We start from the raw sequence: 18684 nt of genomic DNA, 5'->3' as shown, positions 1-18684 counted from the left end.
TTTTCTTCCCTCCTGCTTTTTGGACGGGGGGGGTGGGGCGGCCCCCCCACGCGGGGGGGGGGTGGCTAGCGCGCCCCCCCCCCCCCCCCCACGACCGTCACTTCGTGATCTCGTCCCAGCCGTCGGTGAGCTGCGCGGACAGCTCGTCGGCGTCCGTCTCCTGCGCCAGGAACCGCTGGTAGGCCGGCGTGGCCACGGTGTCCTTCCACTGCGCGTACGCGTCGACGAACAGGTACGGCGCGGAGACGAAGTGCTGGCCCGAGGCCAGGATGGTGCTCCAGCCGTTCTCGTCGCCGAGCTTGTCGGCCATGACCTTCTGGGCCGACGTCGTCGCCGGGATCAGCGCGTCCGCCTCGTTGAGGGCGGCCAGGTTGTCCGGCTCGGTGAAGAACTCGATGAACTGGGCCGAGTCCTCGACGTGCTCCGAGTCGACGTTGACGGACAGGGTCTGCGGGTTCGCGGCCTGCCCGGCGCCCTCCGGCCCGGCGAGCGGCGGCAGCACCACCCAGTCGAGGTCCTTCGGAGCGTCCTTGGCGATGTTCGCGGCCTGGTAGGAGCCCTGCACCGTCATCGCCGTCTGACCGGCGTAGAACGACGCGATCGCCTCGGAGCCCGACTGCGTCAGGGTGACCGGGAGGATCGACTTGTCCTGGTGCGCCATCGCGTCCACCAGCTCGGGCACGGCCATCTCGCCGTCGCCGATCGTGATCTTCGCGTCGGTGCCCGTGCCGGTGAAGTACTGGCCGCCGAAGGCCGGCGCCAGCGTCATGAACGCGGCGGTCGGGCTCGACAGGCCCCAGCCGAGGCCGTAGGTCTTGCCCTTCGTGGTCGCCTTGGCGATGTCGCGCAGCTGGTCCCACGTCATGGTGTCGCCGGTCGGGATCTCGACGCCCGCGTCCTGCAGGAGCTTCTTGTTCGCGAAGACCATGTAGGACTGCAGCTCGGTCGGGTAGGCCACGACCTGGTCGTCGACCGTCACCGAGGACAGCACGCCCTCGGGGATGTCGGCCTTGCGCTCGTCGGACATGTACTCCGAGAGGTCGGCGAGGTAGCCGTCGCGGGCGAACGGCACGATGCTCGCGGCCTCGTAGTGGATGATGTCGGGCGCGGCACCGCCGTTGAACTGGGTGATGAGCTTGTCGTAGACGCCGTCCCACCCCGCCGGCACGATCTGGACCTGCACGTCGGGGTGGTCGGTGTTCCACTCGTCGACGATCTTCTTGGTCGCCGCGATGGCGGCCGGCTGGTCGGACAGCGACTGGAACTTCAGGGTCACGGGGCCGTCACCGCCGTCGTCGCCGCCACCGCCGCTGCACGCGGCGAGGGCCAGGGCGCTGACCGTGAGGCATGCGGCGATGGACACTCCACGAGTCTTCATGGGACTTCCTTTCGGGTGGTCGTCAGGGGTGCGGAAGAACAGGAGGGCGGGTCGTCAGCCCTTGACGGCGCCGGCCATGAGCCCGCCGGTGAGCTTCTTCTGCATGATCGAGAAGAAGACGATGCTCGGGATGGCCGCGAGGAACGACCCGGCCGCCAGCGGCCCGAGCGCGACCTTGCCCTCGCCGCCGATGAACGACGTGAGCGTGATCGGCAGCGTGTAGTTCTCCGGCGACTGGAGCAGGACCAGGGCGAAGAAGAACTCGTTCCAGGAGGAGACGAAGCTGAACATCGCTGTGGCGACGATCCCGGGAGCGAGCAGCGGGAACACGATCCGGCGGAGCACGGACAGGCGGCTGGCGCCGTCCATGGAGCCGGCCTCCTCGAGCTCGGTGGGGATGCCGGCCACGTAGCCCTGCAGCATCCACAGCGCGAACGGCAGCGTGTACGTGGTGTGCACCAGCGTGAGCCCTACCAGGCTGTCCGTGAGGTTCATGGTCCGCAGGATGAGGAACAGCGGCAGGATGATGAGGATCACCGGGAACACCTGGCTCACGAGGATCCACCCGACGCCGGCCACCCGGATCGCGCCCTTGAGGCGGGCGAGCACGTAGGCCGCCGGCATCGCGATGAGGATGACGAGCGCGGTCGAGGCGAGCGCCACCATGACGCTGTTCACCGCGGAGTGGACCAGCCCCTGCCGCGCCAGCGCCTGGGCGTAGTTCTCCCAGTGCCACTGCGAGGGCAGCAGGCTCACGGTGAGCGAGTTGAGCTCGGCGGACGACTTCACCGAGGCCGAGATCAGCCACAGCAGCGGGAAGCCGAGGAAGACGATGTAGCAGGCCAGCGCCACGTACTGGGCGGGGCGGACGAGGACGCGCATCGGCTCAGCCCTTCTTCACGGCGCGGTCGTCGCGGAACTGCGACCGCAGGTAGACGGCGAGGAGCAGGACCACGACCACGACGAGGACGACGCCCATCGCGGCGGCGTACCCGATGTTCCGGTTCTTGAACGCCTCGAGGTAGGTGAACAGCATCGGCAGCATCGTGCGGCCGCCGGGCCCGCCCTCGGTGAGGACGTAGACCAGCGAGAACGAGTTGAAGTTCCAGATGAAGTTCAGCGACGTGATCGACGCGACGATGGGCCGCAGGCTCGGCCACGTGACGGCGGTGAACCGGCGCCAGGCGCCCGCGCCGTCCATGGACGCGGCCTCGTGCAGCTCGTCGGGGATCTGCTGGAGGCCGGCGAGCAGCGTGACCGTGGTCTGCGGCATGCCGACCCACACGCCCACGACGATGACGGCGGGCAGCGCGGTGGAGAAGTCCGCCAGCCAGTTGATGTCGTCCGGCAGGCCCAGCGCCCCGAGGAACGCGTTGAGCGGCCCCGCGTTGGGCGAGTAGATCATCTTCCACATGATCGCCACGACGACCGGCGGCATCGCCCACGGGATCAGCGCGAGCACGCGCGTGAGGCCCTGGAGCCGCAGGCCGGAGTTGAGCAGCTGCGCGAGCCCGAGGGCGAGCACGAGCTGCAGCAGCGTCACGGACACGGCCCAGATCAGGCCGATGCGGAACGAGTCCCAGAAGAACGAGTTGCCCGCCAGGCGCACGAAGTTGTCGACGCCCACGAACTCGTAGTCCGGGTGGCGCACGAGCCGCGCGTCGGTGAAGGCCAGCGCGATGCCCATGACGAGCGGCGCGACGCTGAGCACCAGGATCGGCAGGAGCGACGGCATCACCAGGGCGGCGGCCTCGCGGCGGCGGCCTCGCTCCAGCCCGCCGCGGCGGCGGACCTGCTGCGGGCCCCGCGCGGAGGACCGGCTCGAGGGGCCGGCCGCGGGCGCGGTCGGCGTGGTCGGGGCGCTCATCGCGTGCCCTCCTCGGGGGTGGTGGCGACGCCGGACGACTCGCGCACCAGCAGGCGCGGGCCGATCACGACGTGCTGGGCGGTGGCCTCGTCGTCCTCGAGGCGGGCGAGCACGGCGCGCGCGGCGGCGGCCCCGCGCTCCGCGGTGCCGAGCGAGACGCTCGTCAGGGTGGGCTCGTAGACGCGGCCGAGCTCGGTGTCGTCCATGCCGGTGACCGCGACGTCGCCCGGGACGGCGAGCCCGGCCTCGCGGGCGGCGCGGACCGCGCCGATGGCGAGCAGGTCGTTCGCGGCGACGACGGCGTCCAGGCGCGTCCCGTCGGCGGCGGGCGCCAGCAGGGTGCGCGCGGCGCGCAGCCCCGCGGCGACGGTGAAGTCGTCGGCGACCTCGACGGCGACGCGCTCGGCCGGGAAGCCGCCCGCGCCCGTCGCGGCGTCGAAGCCGCGCTGGCGCGCCGTGCCCGGCGTGGTGTCCAGGGGGCCGTTGAGGAAGCCGATCCGGCGACGGCCGGCGGCGACCAGGTGGTCGACGGCGAGGCCGATGCCGCCCGCGGAGTCGGTCGAGACGGAGTCGCCGGCGGCGTCGAGCGCGCGGCCGATGACGACCACCGGGACCGGGGCCCGCCGGATCTCCTCGGCGAGGGCGTCGTCGGCGCGCAGCGGGCTCACGACCAGGGCGTCGACGAACCCGCCCCCGAGGCTGCGCACGAGCTCGGCGGTGGCGCCCGCCGTGTCCCCCGTGGACATGACCACGACCCGGTAGCCGTGCGGCGCCAGGACCTCGTGGATGGCGGCGAGCATCTCGACGTACACCGGGTTGCCGATGTCGGCGACGGCGAACGCGACCTGGAAGGTCTTGCGCATCCGCAGCGACCGGCCGGTCACGTCAGGGCTGTAGCCGAGCTCGTCGGCGGCGGCGCGCACGCGCTCCACCATGGCCGGGCTGGCCCCGGTGCCGTGCAGTGCCCGCGACGTCGACGCGAGGGAGACCCCGGCGTGCCGGGCCACCTCGATCAACGTGGCGCGTGATGACGTCACTGTCGCTCCACCTTCAGCGTCGAACGGCGATTGGAAACGTTTCCAGATCCGTCTCCGCGGCATCGCTGGAAACGTTTCCGGATGAGCGCCACTGTGACACCCGCGCCGCGCAGGTGTCAAGGCGCCGGGACGGCGTCGCGCGCCCCGGGAGCGCCGCCCGAGGTGGTTCAGGTCAGGGACGCTCCCGGGGCGCCGCGACGAGACCCTCGAGCGACGGTGGCCGGTAGCCGGGCCCCTTGAGGACCTTGCCGTCGGCCCGGCGCAGCACCCGACCATCGTCGTCGACCTTGCTCATGTTGGACCGGTGCACCTCGACGAAGACCGCGGGCAGGTCGATTCCCAGCGCGTCCGCGGCGCCGTACGTGACGTACAGGACGTCGGCGAGCTCCTTGGCCACGGCCCGGTAGGCGGCGTCCGCGTCCTCGCCGGCGGCCAGCGTCGCCGCGAGCTCGGTGAGGGCCTCGGCCGCCTCGGCGGCCTCCTCGTCCAGCAGCGCCCGGCGGTGGGTCGCCAGCTCCGGGCGCGCGGCGTCGGTCTCCAGGTCGAACGTCTCGCGGAACTCGGCGACCCGCCGCATCGGCTCGTGATCCATGGTCCGACGCTAGCGGGCCCCCGGGTGAGGACCGGGCGAAAACGCCCCGCCCCCCGCATCGCCCCGCACGACGGGACCTCTCTCCTGGGGCGGCCACACCCGGCCGTGACCCCTCCCCGGAAGTGAGCACCACGATGTCCGTCTCCACCCCGGCGCACCGCACCGCCACCGGCACGGTCCCGCCGTCCCAGGACAACCCCGCCCCCGCCGCCCCCGCGGCCACGCCCTGGCGACCGCGCACGACGCCGCCCCGCCCGTCCACCCGGGCCCCTCGCCGCCTCGCCGAGCGGATCGCGCTGCGCGCCGATCTCGCGGTGACCGCGCTGGCCCGGTTCCTGACCCGATGGTCGGTCCCCGCCCTGCGCGTCGCCCTCGGGCTCGTCTTCCTCGGCTTCGGCGCCCTGAAGTTCTTCCCCGGTGCCAGCCCCGCCGAGGAGATCGCCGCCCGCACGGTGGAGACCCTCACGTTCGGGCTGGTGCCCGCCACGGCCGCCGTGCTGCTGACGGCCGTCATGGAGACCTTCATCGGCCTGACGCTCCTGTCCGGCCGCCTGCTGCGGACGGGCCTGGTCGTCCTCGCCGTCGCGATGGTCGGCATCCTGTCCCCCGTCGCCCTCTTCGGCGACGAGCTGTTCGGCCACGGCATGACGCTCCTCGGCCAGTACGTGCTGAAGGACGTCGTCCTGGTGGCCGGCGCGACCGTCGTCGCCGCCGTCGCCCTCGGCGCGCGGCTGCGGCTCGACGCCTGACCGGCACGATCCTCGACGAGCGACGACCACGAGCGACGACCACGCGCGACGACCACGCGCGACGACCACGCGCGACGAGCGACCTGGCCCCCGGCCCACCCCGGACCGGGGGCCCGTCGCGCCGGGCGCACGTCACAGCACGCCGAGAGCGAAAAGCGCGCCCTCCCGCGGAGGGCCGACGCTTAGGCTGCGACGGCCGACAGGAGGACCCATGACCACCACGACCACCCCGCCGGACGCGACCCCGACCCCGTCATCGGGGCCCGACGCGTCCGAGGCCGTCCTCGACAACCCGCGCTGGTCGTCGCTCACCGGGGCGCACGCGCACCTGGCCGAGGGGAACGACCTGGTGCTGCGCTACCCCGCCGACGTCTCCCCGTTCGCCGCCGTGCGGTCGTGGGACGACCCCGGCGTCTGGGACGCGATCGTCGACGTCGTGGGCCACGGCGCCGAGTTCCCGACGCCGCCGGCCACGGTCGCGCTGCCCGCGGGCTGGGAGCGGGTCGCCCTCCACGAGGGCGTCCAGCTCGTCGACACGGCCCGGCTGCGGGCGCGCCCCGACGACGAGGCCGTGGTGCTCGGCGCCGACGACGTGCCCGACATGCTCGCCCTGGTGGAGCGCTCGCGCCCCGGCCCGTTCCTGCCCCGCACGTACCTCATGGGGCGCTACGTGGGCGTCCGCCGGGAGGGGCGGCTCGTCGCGATGGCGGGCGAGCGGCTCCAGCCGGACGGCTGGACCGAGATCAGCGCCGTGACGACCGACCCCGACCACCGCGGCCAGGGCCTCGCGACCCGGCTGGTGCTCGACGTCGCCCACCACGTCCGCGAGCGCGGCGCCCGGCCGATGCTGCACGCGGCGGGGAACAACACGAACGCCATCCGGCTCTACGAGAACCTCGGGTTCCGGCTGCGCGGCCACACCATCTTCGGGACGGTGCGCACGCCGGAGGCCTGAGCGCCCGCCGTCAGCACATCGGGCGCGTCAGCCCACCGAGCGCCGGTGCCGCTCGGCCAGCTCCTGGTACTCGATCGCGTTGCGGCGCACCCGCTCGGCGCCCTCGGCGTCGAGCGGGCCGCGGTCCTTGGCGGGCACGCCGACGGCCAGGTGCCCGGCGGGGATCTCCTGCCCCTCGCGCACGAGGGCGCCGGCGGCCACGAGCGCCCCCGCGCCGACGACGGCGTCGTTGAGCAGGGTGGCGCCCATGCCGATGAGACTGCCGTCGCCCACGGTGGCGCCGTGGATGATGGCGCCGTGCCCGACGCCCACGCCCGCGCCGATCGTCGCGGGCACGCCGGTGTCGGTGTGCACCACGCAGTTGTCCTGGATGTTGGACCCCTCGCCGAGCACGATCGCGTCCATGTCGCCGCGCAGCACCGCACCGTAGAACACGCTGGCGCGCGCCTCGATGCGGACGTTGCCGACGATCGTCGCCGTCGGGGCGACCCACGCCGTGGGGTGGATCTCGGGAGTGTGGCCGTCGAAGGGGAGCACCGTCACCATGCCTCGGACCCTACCGGGGCGCGCGGTCCGCGGTCCGGGTGGCCGGCCGCAGGCGCAGGCCCAGGAGATACAGCTCACACCCCAGGCACAGCCCGACGACGGCGTTGAGCGCGGCAGCGACGAAGGCGACGCCCGCTGCCCACGGAACGGCGGTCAGCACGCCGGCGAGCCCGAGGACGACGCCCACGCCGGTCACGACCAGGCCGACGAGCTGCGCGAACCGCGGCGGCCGCGGGTCCTCCAGCTCCTCGGGCGGCGCGAGCCGCGGGCGCACGAGCGTGCGGAAGAGCCAGCCCTGCACCGTGCCCTGGGCACCGCGCACCGCGCCCAGGGCGAAGCCCGCCGCGACGACGGCGAGCAGCACGAGGCCGGCCGTCGTCGCGCCCAGGAGCACCACGACCGCGAGCAGGAAGGCGGTGATGCCGGCGCCCACGCGCGGGCCGCGGGGGTCGATGCCGGCCGGGGCCGGCGGGGCGGAGGTCTCGTGGCTCATGGGTGCTCCTGCGATGGTGGGGCCGAGAGGTGCGGTGGACGGTCCTCGTCGGGCGTCGGGCGTCGGGCGGCAGTCGGCGGGCGCGGCGTGCCCGTCAGGCGCGGGCGGCCGGGGCGGGCAGCGCCGCCTCCAGGGCCCGGCCGGCCTGGGCGGGGTTCATGCCGCCGCTGCTGCGCGCGGCCTGCGCGCCCGTCGCGTCGAGCACGAGGACGGTGGGGGTCTTCAGGACCCCGAGCTCGCGCACCAGGTCGAGGTGCTCCTCGACGTCGAGCTCGTGGTGCACCACCCCCGGCTCCCGCGCGGCGACGTCGCGCAGCACGCGGGCGGTGGCCCGGCAGGGGGCGCAGACCTGCGCCGAGAGCTGGACGAACGTCGCGCGCTCCCCCAGGACGACGCCCCGCGCGGCCCAGTCGACCGCGAGGTCGGCGCGCGCGGGAGCGGTGCGGACCCGGCCCTGCCGTGCGCGCCACAGCGTGCCGAGCACGACGGTGAGCAGCACGAGCGCGACCAGGACGACGAACTGGGTGGTCATGGTCCCCCCTCGACTCCGGCGGTACGGTGCACGCCCATCCTCCTCGCCTCTCACCCCGCGGACAACGAGTGGCCGGATGCCGGACACCGTTCGGGGAGGTGCTGCGGAGGCCGCCCGGCGCAGGCACGCGGGGACGTGCGGGCCGTCTACCGTGGACGTCGTGAGCACGTACGCCGAGCACGAACCCCCGCACCTGTCCCCCGACGCCGCCGAGATCCGCGAGCTCGTGGACCAGCTGCGCCGGCTCGTGCTCACCTACAAGTTCGGCATCGACGAGGTCATGACCAAGATCTCGATCCTGCGCGACGAGTTCCGCCACATGCAGAACTACAACCCCGTGGAGCACGTGAGCTCGCGCCTGAAGTCGTTCGAGTCGATCGTGGCGAAGTGCCGCCGCAAGGGCATCCCGCTCACGCCCGAGGGCGTCCGCGGGCAGATGTTCGACGTCGCAGGCGTCCGCGTCACCTGCAGCTTCGTCTCCGACATCTACAAGGTGCGCGACATGATCGTCGGCCAGACCGACCTCACGATCCTGGAGGAGCGCGACTACATCGCCCATCCCAAGGCGAACGGGTACAAGTCGCTGCACCTCATCGTGCAGGTGCCGGTCTACCTGTCCGACCGGGTGGAGGACGTCGTCGTCGAGATCCAGCTGCGCACCATCGCGATGGACTTCTGGGCGAGCCTCGAGCACAAGATCTACTACAAGTACGCGCGCGACGTGCCGCGCCACCTCACCGACTCGCTCAAGCTCGCCGCCGACGTCGCCTCCTCCCTCGACAGCTCCATGGAGCGCATCCACGAGGAGGTCAAGGCGATCGCCGGCGAGGCCGATCCCGTCGAGCACCGCGACGACCGACTCACCCCCGAGGAGCTGTTCCACAACTTCTGGGGCGCGGCCCGCGCCGAGGGCATCGCGATGCGCTCGGCCCGCGACGACTGAGCCGGCGACACCGAGCCGGCGACGGACCCCGAGCGACCCGGTCAGGGCGCCGCCTCGACCGCCCGCCGGGACAGGAGCGCCGCGACGAGGAAGCAGGCCGCGCCGACCAGCGTCCCCACCGTCGACCACCACGGGCTGAGGTCGGCGTCGGTGCCCGGCGCGACGTAGGCGCCGACGGCTGAGGCGGCGAAGGCGACCGAGCCCGCCATGTTCAGCCAGGTGCCGTGCCAGGTCCGGGCGTCCGTGTCCCACAGCCGCCCCCGGTCCGCCGTCGCGACCAGCGCCAGCGCGCTCGACACGAGGAACGCGGCCGAGCCGTAGGCGTCCGGCCGCCACCCCGCGCCCACGTCGCCCGGGTCCACCACGGCGGCGGTCAGCGCCACGGTGGTGCTCACGTTGAACAGCAGCGTGCCGAGCAGCTGCACCGCCGCCGACCACCAGTCCCATCGGTCCGCCACCACCGCCCCGGGGCCGGGCGGACGGCGGCCGCTCAGCGCGAGCTGCACCACCGCCGCCGCGGTGAACAGCACCGCCCCCACCACGAACGTGATGCCCGTGCCGACCGGGCCCGCCCACGCCGCGTAGGCGGGCAGCGCGCCGACGAGGAAGCACACCGACCCCGCGGCGAAGCCCCACGCCTCGCGGCGCAGGCGGCGCTCGCGGGTGCCCTGCGTGCTGGTCCCCATCGCGCACCACCCCACGTCGAGGCCGGGCTCGCCGGGCGCCTCCCGGCGTCGAGAGCGTACGTCCGCGCCGCGGGGCTCGCGGGACGGGGCCCGGCCGACCCCGGGCGACGGACCGGGGCAGCGGTCAGGGCAGGGGGTCAGGGCAGGGGGGGTCAGGGCCGGCGGGAGTACCCGCGGTGCGCCACCTCGTCGGGGCGGCGGTCGTGGTGCAGCGGCCCGGCCGTCGCCGTGAGCGGTGCACCGGTGCCGCGGGCGCGGACGGCGACCACCTCGGCGAGCACGGACAGCGCGGTCTCGCGGGGGCTGCGCCCGCCGAGGTCGAGACCGACGGGCGAGCGCAGCCGGGCCAGCGCCTCCGCGGGCACGCCCCGGTCCCGCAACCGGTCCAGCCGGTCGGCGTGCGTGCGGCGCGACCCCATCGCGCCCACGAAGGCGAGGTCGGCGCCGAGCGCGACCTCGAGCAGCGGCTCGTCGAACTTCGGGTCGTGCGTGAGGACGAGGACGGCGGTGCGCCCGTCCGCCCGGCCGGCCGCGAGCTCCGCGGCCAGGTACCGGTCCGGCCGGTCCACGACGATCTCGTGCGCGTCCGGGAACCGCTCACGGGTGGCGAACGCGGGGCGCGCGTCGCACAGCGTGACCCGGTAGCCCAGGAAGACCGCCAGGGAGGTGACGGCGGCCGCGAAGTCCGTGACGCCCGCGACGATCATCCGCGGCGGGGGTGCGGCGACGTCGACCAGCACGCGCATGCCCACGCCCTGGCGGCTGCCGTCGGGCCCGTACGTCAACTCCCCGGTGCGGCCGGCCGCGACGAGCGCGGCGGCGTCGTGCGCGAGGGCGTCGTCGAGCCGCGCCGACCCGGTCCGGCCCGCGACCACCCCGGCGGGACCAACGGCGACGGAGGCCCCGGGGACGCCGCCGTCGTGCGCGACCACCGTCGCGAGGGCCGCCGGGTCCCCGTGCGCGACGCGGCGCGCGAACGCCCGCAGCGCCGCCGCGTCGTCCACCCGCTGCACGAGGATCTCGACGGTGCCGCCGCAGGTCAGGCCGACCGCGCCCGCGACGTCGTCGCTCACGCCGTAGCGCACGAGCTGGGGCACGCCGTCGCCCAGCACCTCGAGGGCGCGGGCGTGGACGTCGGCCTCCACGCACCCGCCGGTGAGCGACCCGACGGCGGTCCCGTCCGCGCGCACCAGCATGCGGGCGCCCGGGCCGCGGGGAGCCGAGCTCCACGTCGCCACGACCGTCGCGAGCGCGAACGGCGCGGTGGACGACCCGGTGGACGACCCGGTGGACGACCCGGTGGACGACCCGGTGGACGACCCGGCGAGCACGGCGTCGAGGACGGGATCCATCAGGCCTCCTGCCGCTCCCGCTCCCGGGCCCGCAGGCGCGGCAGGATCTCCTCGGCGTACCGCTCGAGGAACGCCTGCTGGTCGGCGCGCGGGTCGTGGAAGACGAGGTGGGTGAAGCCCATCTCGACGTACGACCAGATGCGCTCGACGTGCTCGTCCGGGTCGTCGGACACGATCCACCGGCTCGCGGTGCGCTCCACGGGCAGCGCGTCGGCCAGCCGCTCCATCTCGACCGGGTCCTCGACGCCGACCTTCTCCTCCGGGGTCAGGGCCAACGCACCCCACGCCCGGGTGGCCTGCCGCGCCCGGTCGAGGTCCGGGTCGTAGGAGACCTTCATCTCGATCATGAGGTCGAGGTCGGCGAGCGTGCGCCCGCCCTTCGCGGCGCCCTCGGCGAGGGCCGGGAGCAGCGTCTCGGTGTACAGCTCGCGCCCCTTGCCGCTGGTGCAGATGAAGCCGTCGCCGACGCGCCCCGCCAGGCGGGTGGCGGACGGCCCCGACGCGGCGACGTAGAGCGGCACGGGCGTGTCCGGGCGGTCGTAGATCGTCGCGTCGCGGGCGCTGTAGTACGTGCCGTCGATCGTGACCCGCTCCCCGGCCCACAGCGCCTGGATGAGGGAGATCGCCTCCCGGAACCGGGCGTACCGCTCCTTGCCGTCGGGCCACGGCAGCCCGAGCGGCGCCTCGTTGAGGGACTCCCCCGAGCCGACGCCGAGGATGACGCGACCGGGCGCGAGGCAGCCGAGCGTGGCGAACGCCTGGGCCACCACGCCGGGGTGGTAGCGCAGCGTGGGGGTGAGCACGCTCGTGCCCAGCCGCACGCGGGACGTGCTCGCCGCGGCGGCGCCCAGCCACGGCAGGGCTGCGGGCGCGTGCCCGCCGGTGTGCCGCCAGGGCTGCAGGTGGTCGCTGACGAAGACGGAGTCGAACCCGGCCTCCTCGGCCAGGACGGTGGAGGCGAGCAGGTCGCGCGGCGAGAACTGCTCCGCCGACGCCTTGTAGCCGAGCTGCAGCATGGTGTCCTTCCTCGAACGTTTCCACGTCACGTCACGTGACGTGACGTGCGCGGGCCGGTCAGGCCCGCGCGGGCGGGTGGGGTCGCGGGGCGGGGGCGCCCGCGTCCGCGAGCGCCGCGCGGACGGCCTGCCCCACGAGGGCCCGCACGCGCTCGCGCGCCTGCACGGTGCCGGCGGCCACGTGCGGCGAGAGGTACGCGTTGTCCAGCGCGAGCAGCGGGCTGTCCGGCAACAACGGCTCGGTGGCGAACACGTCGAGCGCGGCGGCGGCCGGTCGGCCCGCGCGCAGCGCGGCGACGAGGGCCGCCTCGTCCACGAGCTCGCCGCGGGCGGCGTTCACGAGCACGCTGCCGGGCCGCATGGCGGCCAGGCGGGGCGCGTCCAGCAGGTGACGCGTGGCGGCGGTCAGGGGGGCGTGCAGGGTGACGACGTCGGACCCCTCGAGCAGCGTGGGGAGGTCCGTCTGCGTCCCGCCCGCGGCGGCGACGTCGTCGGTGGGGTGCCCGCTGGTCACGACCACCCGGGCGCCGAACCCGCGGAGCCGGCGGTGCACGGCCCGGCCGATCGCGCCGTAGCCGACGATCCCGACCGTCAGCGCCCCGAGCTCCCGGCCCAGCGGCCTCGGGTGCCAGCCACGGGCGCGCAGGTCGCGGTCGGCGGCGACGCCGTCGCGCAGCAGCAGGAGCATGGCCATCAGCGCCCAGTCGGCGACCGCGTCGGCGTTGTACCCGGGCGCGTTGACGACGCGGATCCCGCGGGCGCGGGCGGCGTCGAGGTCGACGACGCCGTCCAGCCCGACGGCGGGGTGGACGACCAGCCGGCACCGGCCCATGCCCGCGAGGGCGGCGGCGTCGAGCGGGACCCGGCGCGCGGCGTCGCCGACCACCACGTCGGCGCGGGCCAGCGCGCCGGGCAGGTCGGGCACGCCCGCGCCGCCCGGGGCGAGGACCACCTCGACGTCCGCGCCGGCGACCCAGCCCTCGACGAGGTCGCGCGGGTAGTCCGACAGGCACAGCAGGACGGCACTCACGCGGCTCCCCCGCCCCCGAGCACCCGCGTCGCCACGACCTTCGCGGGGTCCACCGCCATGCCCAGACCCGGGCCCGTCGGGGCGTGGATCGCCCCGTCGGCGGGCACGATCGCCTCGGCGAGGAAGTGCTGGTACATCGGCATGAGCCGCGTGAGGTACTCCATCTGCGGGACGAGCGCCGGGGACGCCGCGAAGGTCAGGGCGGCGTTGCACTGGAGCGACTGCCCGTGCGGCACGAGCTGGGCGCCGGCCGCGCTGACGAGCGCCATGACCTTGGTCAGCTCGGAGATCCCGCCGGCCCAGTGCGGGTCGGGCTGGTACAGGTCGAGCACGTCCGCCGCGAGGAGCTCCCGGTAGCCCCACCGGGTGTACTCGTGCTCGCCGCCCGCGATCCGCACGCCGTCGGGCAGGCGGCGCCGCAGCGCCCGGTAGCCCTCGGCCTGGTCGGCCAGCAGCGGCTCCTCGATCCACGCCACGCCGAGGTCCCGGGTGGCCAGTGCGACGTCCAGGGTGAAGGGCACGTCCCACCCGCTCCACGCGTCGAGCATGATCGCGACACCCGGCCCGGCCGCGTCGCGCACGGTGCCGACCAGCTCGACCACGCGGTCCACCCCCGCCGCGCCGTCCTCGGGCCCCCAGCGCGGGAACCACTTCAGCCCGCGGAAGCCGCGGGCCACGAGCTCGCGGGTGCGCGCCGCGACGGCCGCCGGCTCCAGGCTGTCCCCGAGCGTCGAGGCGTACGCGGGCACCGCGTCCCGCGTGGGCCCGCCGAGCAGCACGTGCGCCGGGACGCCGAGGTGCTGGGCGCGGAGGTCCCACAACGCGCAGTCGACGGCGGACAGCGCCGTCATCCCGGCGCCCGCGCGGCCGTGGATCGCCGAGCGGTACAGCACGTCCCACAGCCGCTCGGTCGCCAGCGGGTCCGCGCCCAGCAGCAGCGGCCGCAGCACGCTGGTCACGATGAAGGCCTGCTCGGGCGAGAGCTGCGCGGTGCTGCCCCGCAGCCCCGTGTCGGTGTCGACGTGCAGGAACACCGAGCGCACCTCGGCCACTCCGGGCGTCACCTCGGGGAACACCTGCGGCCCCTGCGCGCGCAGCTCCGGGTAGACGTCGGTGGGGCGACGCAGCCGGTCGGCGAAGATCGGCTCCGGCGCGTCGACGTGGCCCACGTACTCCACGCACGTGACGTCGGTGATCCTCATGCGGTCCCCTCCGGGTCGGCAGTGCGGTCGGTCGTGCGGTCGGTCGTGCGGTCGGTCGTGCGGGCGGTCGTGTCCTCTGCCACCAGGTCGTGGGCCCCACCGCGGGCGGGCGCGCGGCGCGCCGTGAGCGCGGCGGCCGCGCCCACGAGCGCCACGGCGACCGCCCCGGCCACCAGCGCCCCCGCGCCGCCCCAGGCGGTGCCGCCCACGAAGCCCAGCATCGCCGAGCCCGCGCCGGTGCCGGCGTCGAAAGCCGCGTTCCAGACGGCGCTCGCGGCGGGCGCGTCGCGGTCGGGGACGGCGCGGTAGCTCAGGTCGAGCGTCACCGTCTGGAGGCCGCCGTAAGCGACGCCGAACAGCGCGGCCCCGGCGACGAGCACCCCCGCCGTCCCGGCGAGGCCCGCGGCCACGACGGCCAGGCCCGCGACCCCGCACGCCACGAGCACGGGCAGCACCACGCGGGGTCCGGCCCGGTCGAGCACCGGACCCACCTTCCACCGCGTCACCATGCCCACGGCCCCGAACGCGAGCAGGGCCGCGGCCGCGACGGACCCGTCGGGGCGCTGCAGCGGCAGGAGCGTGACGAGCCCGCCGCCGGCGGCCGTGGTCACCAGCAGGAGACCGGCGGGCAGCGCGAGCGTCGACAGGACGCGCGTGATCGCGGTCGAGCCGGTCGTCCCCACGATCTCGGCAGGCACCCCGGGCACCAAGACCAGCGCGACCACCGGCAGCGCTCCGAGCACCGCGACGGCGGCGAACGAGCCGCCGAGGGTGAGCGCGGCGCCGCCGGAGATCCCGACCATCATCGGCACGGCCGCGGACAGGCCGAAGAGCCCGATCGCCTCACCGCGGCGTTCGGGCGGCGCGGCGCGCGGGATCGCGAGCGCCGCGACCACCGTGACGACGGCGAAGCCGACGCCCCGCACCGCGGAGAGCGCGTAGAAGGCCCAGAGGTCGTGCGCGAGCAGGTACAGCGGCGTCGGGAGGCCGAGCAGCAACGAGCCCGCCACGAGCAGCGTCCGCACGCTCCACCGGCGCAGGAGGCCCGCGGTCAGGAGCTGGGTGACCACGGTGGCGGCGAGCATCACGCCCGTGATGGTCCCGACGACCCCCTCGGGGTGCCCGAGCTGCCGGGCCCAGGCGGGCAGCGCCGCCAGGGTCACCGAGAAGCTGGTGAGACCGGCGAAGCTCAGGACGAACACGGCCCGGATCTGGCGAACCCGCCACAGGGAGCCGGCGCGGGGCGCGGCGGCGACGCTCATCGGACCGCCTCCGGGGTCAGCCCGGTCACGAGGCCCGCGAGGGGCCCGTGGCGCTCGACGAGCGTCCGGGACACGAGCCGGCCTGCGCGCCACACCCTCCGGTCGGCGGGGGCGAGCGCGAGGGCGTCCTCCAGGGAGCCCGCCCGCACGGCCACGAGGTCCGCCCGCGCCCCGGGCACGGGGCCGGCCGGCGGCAGGCCGAGGACGTCCCGGGCGTCCGGGCCGACCAGGTCCCAGGCGACCCGCGGCGGCTGGTGCCCGGCGGTCACCGCGAGCGAGGCCGTCTCCAGCGGGTCCAGCCTCCCGGCGGGGTTGAACGGGTCGCGGACGTTGTCGCCCCCGGCGGCGACCCGCACTCCGGCGTCCCGCAGCGCGTCGAGCGCCGTGAGGCCACGGGTCCGGGGCACGGCCCCGCGGCCCTGGAGGTACAGGTTGGTGGCCGGCAGGGCGACCACGCGCACGCCTGCCGCCGCCACCTCGGCCGCCACCTCGGCCGCGAGCCCGGCATCCTGCTGGCCGAGCGACACGCAGTGGCTCGCCGTGACCGGCACGCCCGCCCCGGCGGCGAGGCGCGCGAGGTGGCGCAGCGTGAGCACGGCCGGGTCGGTGGTCTCGTCGACGTGCAGGTCCACCGGGACGCCGCGCTCGACGGCGACGCCGACGCACTCCTCCATCGCGGCCACCGGGTCCTGCTCGATCGACGGGTTGCCGCCCACGACGTCGGCCCCGGCGTCGAGAGCGTCGACCAGGCGCGTCCGGTGGGTGCGCCACGTCTCGCCCGGCCCGGGCCCGCCGACGTGCGCGACGACCTGGAGGTCGACGACGTCGGCCAGCTCGTGGCGCAGCCGCGCGAGGGCGCGCACGGCCCGCACCCCGAGCAGCCTCCCGCAGCCGACGTGGGTGCGCACGGCCGTCGCGCCGTGCGCCACCAGGAGCCCCAGGGCCCGGGCGGCGCGACGGTGCACGTCCTCCTCGTCCATGTCCGCCAGCACCGCGCCGTAGCGCTCCATGGCGCCGCGCAGGGTGCCGTCCGCGCCGGTGACACGGTCCGCGGTGAACGCCTTGTCGAGGTGGGTGTGCGGTTCGACGAACGCCCCGCACAGCAGGTAGCCGGTCAGGTCGGTCTCCGGCAGGCCGGCGTCACCGGGTCGGGGCGGGCCGCCCGCCGGCTCGACGGCGGCCACCACGGCGCCGTCGAGCCGGACGTCCACGACCTCGCCGCCGGCCAGGCGCGCGCCGCGCAGGATCTGGGCGGACATTCAGCCCTTCACCCCGCCCCCGGCGATCTGGGTGACGTACCGCTGCAGGTACCCGAACACGAGCAGCACCGGGATCATGACGAGCACGCCCGCGGCGAGCAGCCGCCCCCAGTCGGTCGTGAACTCGCCGATGAGGGAGTTCAGGCCCACCGACAGCGTCCGCTTGGCGTCCGTGTCGATGAACGTGTTCGCGTACAAGAACTCCTCCCACACCTGGATGATCGTGAACACGGCGGCGGCCATGACGCCCGGCAGCGCCGGCGGCAGCACCACCCGCCACAGGGCCCGGAACCGGGTGCAGCCGTCGATGAGCGCGGCCTCCTCCGTCTCGACCGGCACCGCCAGGAAGTAGTTGCGCATCAGCCAGATGCAGAACGGCAGCGCGAAGGAGACGTAGACGACCACGAGGCCGGTGAGCGAGTCGAGCAGCCCCAGGGTCTTCACTGTGACGAACAGGGGCGTCGCGAGCATCACGGCGGGGAACATCTGCGCCGCCACGACGATGAGCAGCATCCCCCGGTTGCCCACGAACGTGAACCGCGCGAAGCCGTAGCCGGCGAGGATCGCGAGCAGCAGGGCGACCGTCGTGGTCGCCGCCGCCACCACGACGGAGTTGCGGAAGTAGGTCACGAAGTTCGTGTCGAGCAGGCTGGCGTAGTTGCCGAGGAACAGCGCCGACGGCAGGAGCCGCTTGTCGACGCCGTTGAGCTCCGCCGGCGTCTTGAACGACGACACGAGCATCCACAGGAACGGCAGCACCGTGCCGAGCACGAGGACCGTGGCCACGACGTGCGCGCCGACCGACGCGCGGGTGCGGGAGCGCCTCATCGCCGGTCCCCCTTGCGGCCCTCGACGACGTAGAAGTACGTGACGGCGAGGACCATCATGATCGCGAAGATGACGACCGAGATGGCCGACGCCTTGCCGAAGTCGAACTCCATGAAGGCCGTCCTGTAGGCGTAGGTGGTGAGGATCTCGGTGGCGCCGACGGGGCCGCCGCGCGTGAACATCCAGATCCCGTTGAAGTTGTTGATCGCGCCGGAGATCGTCGTGAGAGCGACGAGCGCCAGCGACGCGCGGATGCCGGGGATCGTCACGTGGAGGAACCGCTGCCACGCGCTGGCGCCGTCGACCATCGCCGCCTCGTACTGCTCGCCGGGGATCTGCTGCATGCCGGCGAGGAGGATGACCGCGGTGAACGGCGTCCACTTCCACGCGCTGATCAGCACCAGCACGGGCATGGCCCACGTGGGGTCGGCGAGCCAGATCGGCGGGTTCTCCAGCAGGCCGCTGCTGCGCAGCAGGCCGTTGATCGGGCCGGAGACGGGGTCCAGCAGGAACCGCCAGATGAGGGCCACGAGCACCGTGGGCACGACCCACGGGACGATCAGGGTGGTGCGGATCGCGCCCCGCGCGACGAGGCGCTTGTTCAGCGTGGTCGCGATGACCAGGCCGAGCCCGACCTGCACGACGAGCGCCGACGCCGCCCACAGGAGCGTGCGCGCGGTGACCGTCCAGAACGTGGCGCTCGTGAACAGGTCGGTGTAGTTCGCCAGCCCGGCGAACGTGTCCTGCCCCGGCCGCGTCAGGTTGGCGTGCAGGAAGCTCGTGCCGATGGCGTTGAACACCGGGTAGCCCACGATGAGCGCGAGCGCGACGAAGGCGGGCGCGATGTACGCGACCGGCTCGAGGCGCCGGGCGAGGCGCCGCCGGGGGCGCCGGGCCGCGGGAGCCGCGGGAGCGGTCTCGGGGCGGGTGGAGGTGATGGTTGACATGGTGGTCCCT

The 18684-nt window shown here is 74.8% G+C and carries 20 protein-coding genes; 3 read left to right on the top strand and 17 right to left on the bottom strand.

Translation table 11 applies throughout. The features are described 5' to 3' along the window. Positions 1-97: 97 nt before the first annotated feature. From ACWF41_RS05530 to ACWF41_RS05510, 5 genes are all read right to left on the bottom strand, one after another. Positions 98-1378, bottom strand: a complete 1281-nt coding sequence (locus tag ACWF41_RS05530; protein WP_380322967.1) for an ABC transporter substrate-binding protein — start codon at positions 1376-1378, stop codon at positions 98-100. Between the two features lie 54 nt (positions 1379-1432). Continuing rightward, positions 1433-2260, bottom strand: coding sequence for a carbohydrate ABC transporter permease (locus ACWF41_RS05525; RefSeq protein ID WP_380322964.1), 828 nt, complete (start codon positions 2258-2260; stop codon positions 1433-1435). A 4-nt stretch (positions 2261-2264) separates the two neighbouring features. Continuing rightward, a complete protein-coding gene (locus ACWF41_RS05520) occupies positions 2265-3245 on the bottom strand; it encodes a carbohydrate ABC transporter permease (protein ID WP_380322961.1) in 981 nt (326 codons plus the stop codon). Then, positions 3242-4282 (bottom strand): LacI family DNA-binding transcriptional regulator, encoded by a 1041-nt coding sequence (locus ACWF41_RS05515; protein ID WP_380346750.1) that lies wholly within the window; start codon positions 4280-4282, stop codon positions 3242-3244. Before ACWF41_RS05515 ends, ACWF41_RS05520 begins: the two co-directional genes overlap by 4 nt. Before the next feature lie 172 nt (positions 4283-4454). After that, on the bottom strand, positions 4455-4874 hold the full coding sequence (locus ACWF41_RS05510) for a pyrophosphohydrolase domain-containing protein (RefSeq protein WP_380346752.1): 420 nt from the start codon (positions 4872-4874) through the stop codon (positions 4455-4457). A 134-nt stretch (positions 4875-5008) separates the two neighbouring features. Between ACWF41_RS05510 and ACWF41_RS05505 the strand changes: the two genes are divergently transcribed. Both ACWF41_RS05505 and ACWF41_RS05500 read left to right on the top strand, forming a co-directional pair. Continuing rightward, positions 5009-5623, top strand: coding sequence for a DoxX family protein (locus tag ACWF41_RS05505; RefSeq protein WP_380322955.1), 615 nt, complete (start codon positions 5009-5011; stop codon positions 5621-5623). 211 nt (positions 5624-5834) lie between these two features. After that, entirely contained in the window at positions 5835-6578 is a 744-nt protein-coding gene (locus tag ACWF41_RS05500; RefSeq protein ID WP_380322952.1) for a GNAT family N-acetyltransferase, read from the top strand. A 27-nt stretch (positions 6579-6605) separates the two neighbouring features. Here ACWF41_RS05500 and ACWF41_RS05495 read toward each other — a convergent pair whose 3' ends face one another. The 3 genes from ACWF41_RS05495 to ACWF41_RS05485 form a co-directional block, all read right to left on the bottom strand. Further along, positions 6606-7124, bottom strand: a complete 519-nt coding sequence (locus ACWF41_RS05495) for a gamma carbonic anhydrase family protein (RefSeq protein ID WP_380322950.1) — start codon at positions 7122-7124, stop codon at positions 6606-6608. Positions 7125-7134: 10 nt separating this feature from the next. Further along, complete coding sequence (locus tag ACWF41_RS05490; RefSeq protein ID WP_380322947.1) at positions 7135-7617, bottom strand: DUF4395 domain-containing protein; 483 nt, start codon at positions 7615-7617, stop codon at positions 7135-7137. Between the two features lie 94 nt (positions 7618-7711). Then, positions 7712-8149, bottom strand: a complete 438-nt coding sequence (locus tag ACWF41_RS05485; protein ID WP_380322944.1) for a thioredoxin family protein — start codon at positions 8147-8149, stop codon at positions 7712-7714. 160 nt (positions 8150-8309) lie between these two features. Between ACWF41_RS05485 and ACWF41_RS05480 the strand changes: the two genes are divergently transcribed. Then, the gene (locus ACWF41_RS05480) at positions 8310-9092 is read left to right on the top strand and encodes a GTP pyrophosphokinase (RefSeq protein WP_380322941.1); all 783 of its coding nucleotides are present in this window, start codon (positions 8310-8312) and stop codon (positions 9090-9092) included. 41 nt (positions 9093-9133) lie between these two features. On the opposite strand, the gene ACWF41_RS05475 is transcribed toward ACWF41_RS05480, so the two are convergent. From ACWF41_RS05475 to ACWF41_RS05435, 9 genes are all read right to left on the bottom strand, one after another. Next, positions 9134-9778: a hypothetical protein gene (locus tag ACWF41_RS05475; protein ID WP_380322938.1), complete on the bottom strand. Its 645-nt coding sequence runs from the start codon at positions 9776-9778 to the stop codon at positions 9134-9136. Between the two features lie 152 nt (positions 9779-9930). After that, positions 9931-11130 (bottom strand): XdhC family protein, encoded by a 1200-nt coding sequence (locus ACWF41_RS05470; protein ID WP_380322935.1) that lies wholly within the window; start codon positions 11128-11130, stop codon positions 9931-9933. Beyond that, on the bottom strand, positions 11130-12146 hold the full coding sequence (gene fgd / locus ACWF41_RS05465; RefSeq protein ID WP_380322932.1) for a glucose-6-phosphate dehydrogenase (coenzyme-F420): 1017 nt from the start codon (positions 12144-12146) through the stop codon (positions 11130-11132). Before fgd ends, ACWF41_RS05470 begins: the two co-directional genes overlap by 1 nt. A 58-nt stretch (positions 12147-12204) precedes the next feature. After that, positions 12205-13176: an NAD(P)-dependent oxidoreductase gene (locus ACWF41_RS05460; RefSeq protein ID WP_380322929.1), complete on the bottom strand. Its 972-nt coding sequence runs from the start codon at positions 13174-13176 to the stop codon at positions 12205-12207. Continuing rightward, positions 13173-14378, bottom strand: a complete 1206-nt coding sequence (locus ACWF41_RS05455; protein ID WP_380322926.1) for an enolase C-terminal domain-like protein — start codon at positions 14376-14378, stop codon at positions 13173-13175. Before ACWF41_RS05455 ends, ACWF41_RS05460 begins: the two co-directional genes overlap by 4 nt. After that, positions 14375-15640 (bottom strand): MFS transporter, encoded by a 1266-nt coding sequence (locus ACWF41_RS05450; RefSeq protein WP_380322923.1) that lies wholly within the window; start codon positions 15638-15640, stop codon positions 14375-14377. The genes ACWF41_RS05455 and ACWF41_RS05450 overlap by 4 nt, the downstream gene beginning before the upstream one ends. Beyond that, positions 15637-16899, bottom strand: coding sequence for an amidohydrolase family protein (locus tag ACWF41_RS05445; protein ID WP_380346754.1), 1263 nt, complete (start codon positions 16897-16899; stop codon positions 15637-15639). The genes ACWF41_RS05450 and ACWF41_RS05445 overlap by 4 nt, the downstream gene beginning before the upstream one ends. Then, positions 16900-17727 (bottom strand): carbohydrate ABC transporter permease, encoded by an 828-nt coding sequence (locus ACWF41_RS05440; RefSeq protein WP_380327120.1) that lies wholly within the window; start codon positions 17725-17727, stop codon positions 16900-16902. Next, a complete protein-coding gene (locus ACWF41_RS05435) occupies positions 17724-18674 on the bottom strand; it encodes a carbohydrate ABC transporter permease (RefSeq protein ID WP_380327123.1) in 951 nt (316 codons plus the stop codon). The genes ACWF41_RS05440 and ACWF41_RS05435 overlap by 4 nt, the downstream gene beginning before the upstream one ends. Positions 18675-18684 lie beyond the last annotated feature (10 nt).

Source organism: Isoptericola sp. NPDC055063 (assembly GCF_053608125.1).
The sequence above is the reverse complement of the archived record's forward strand: the minus strand, read 5'-3'. Positions and strand labels throughout refer to the sequence as shown.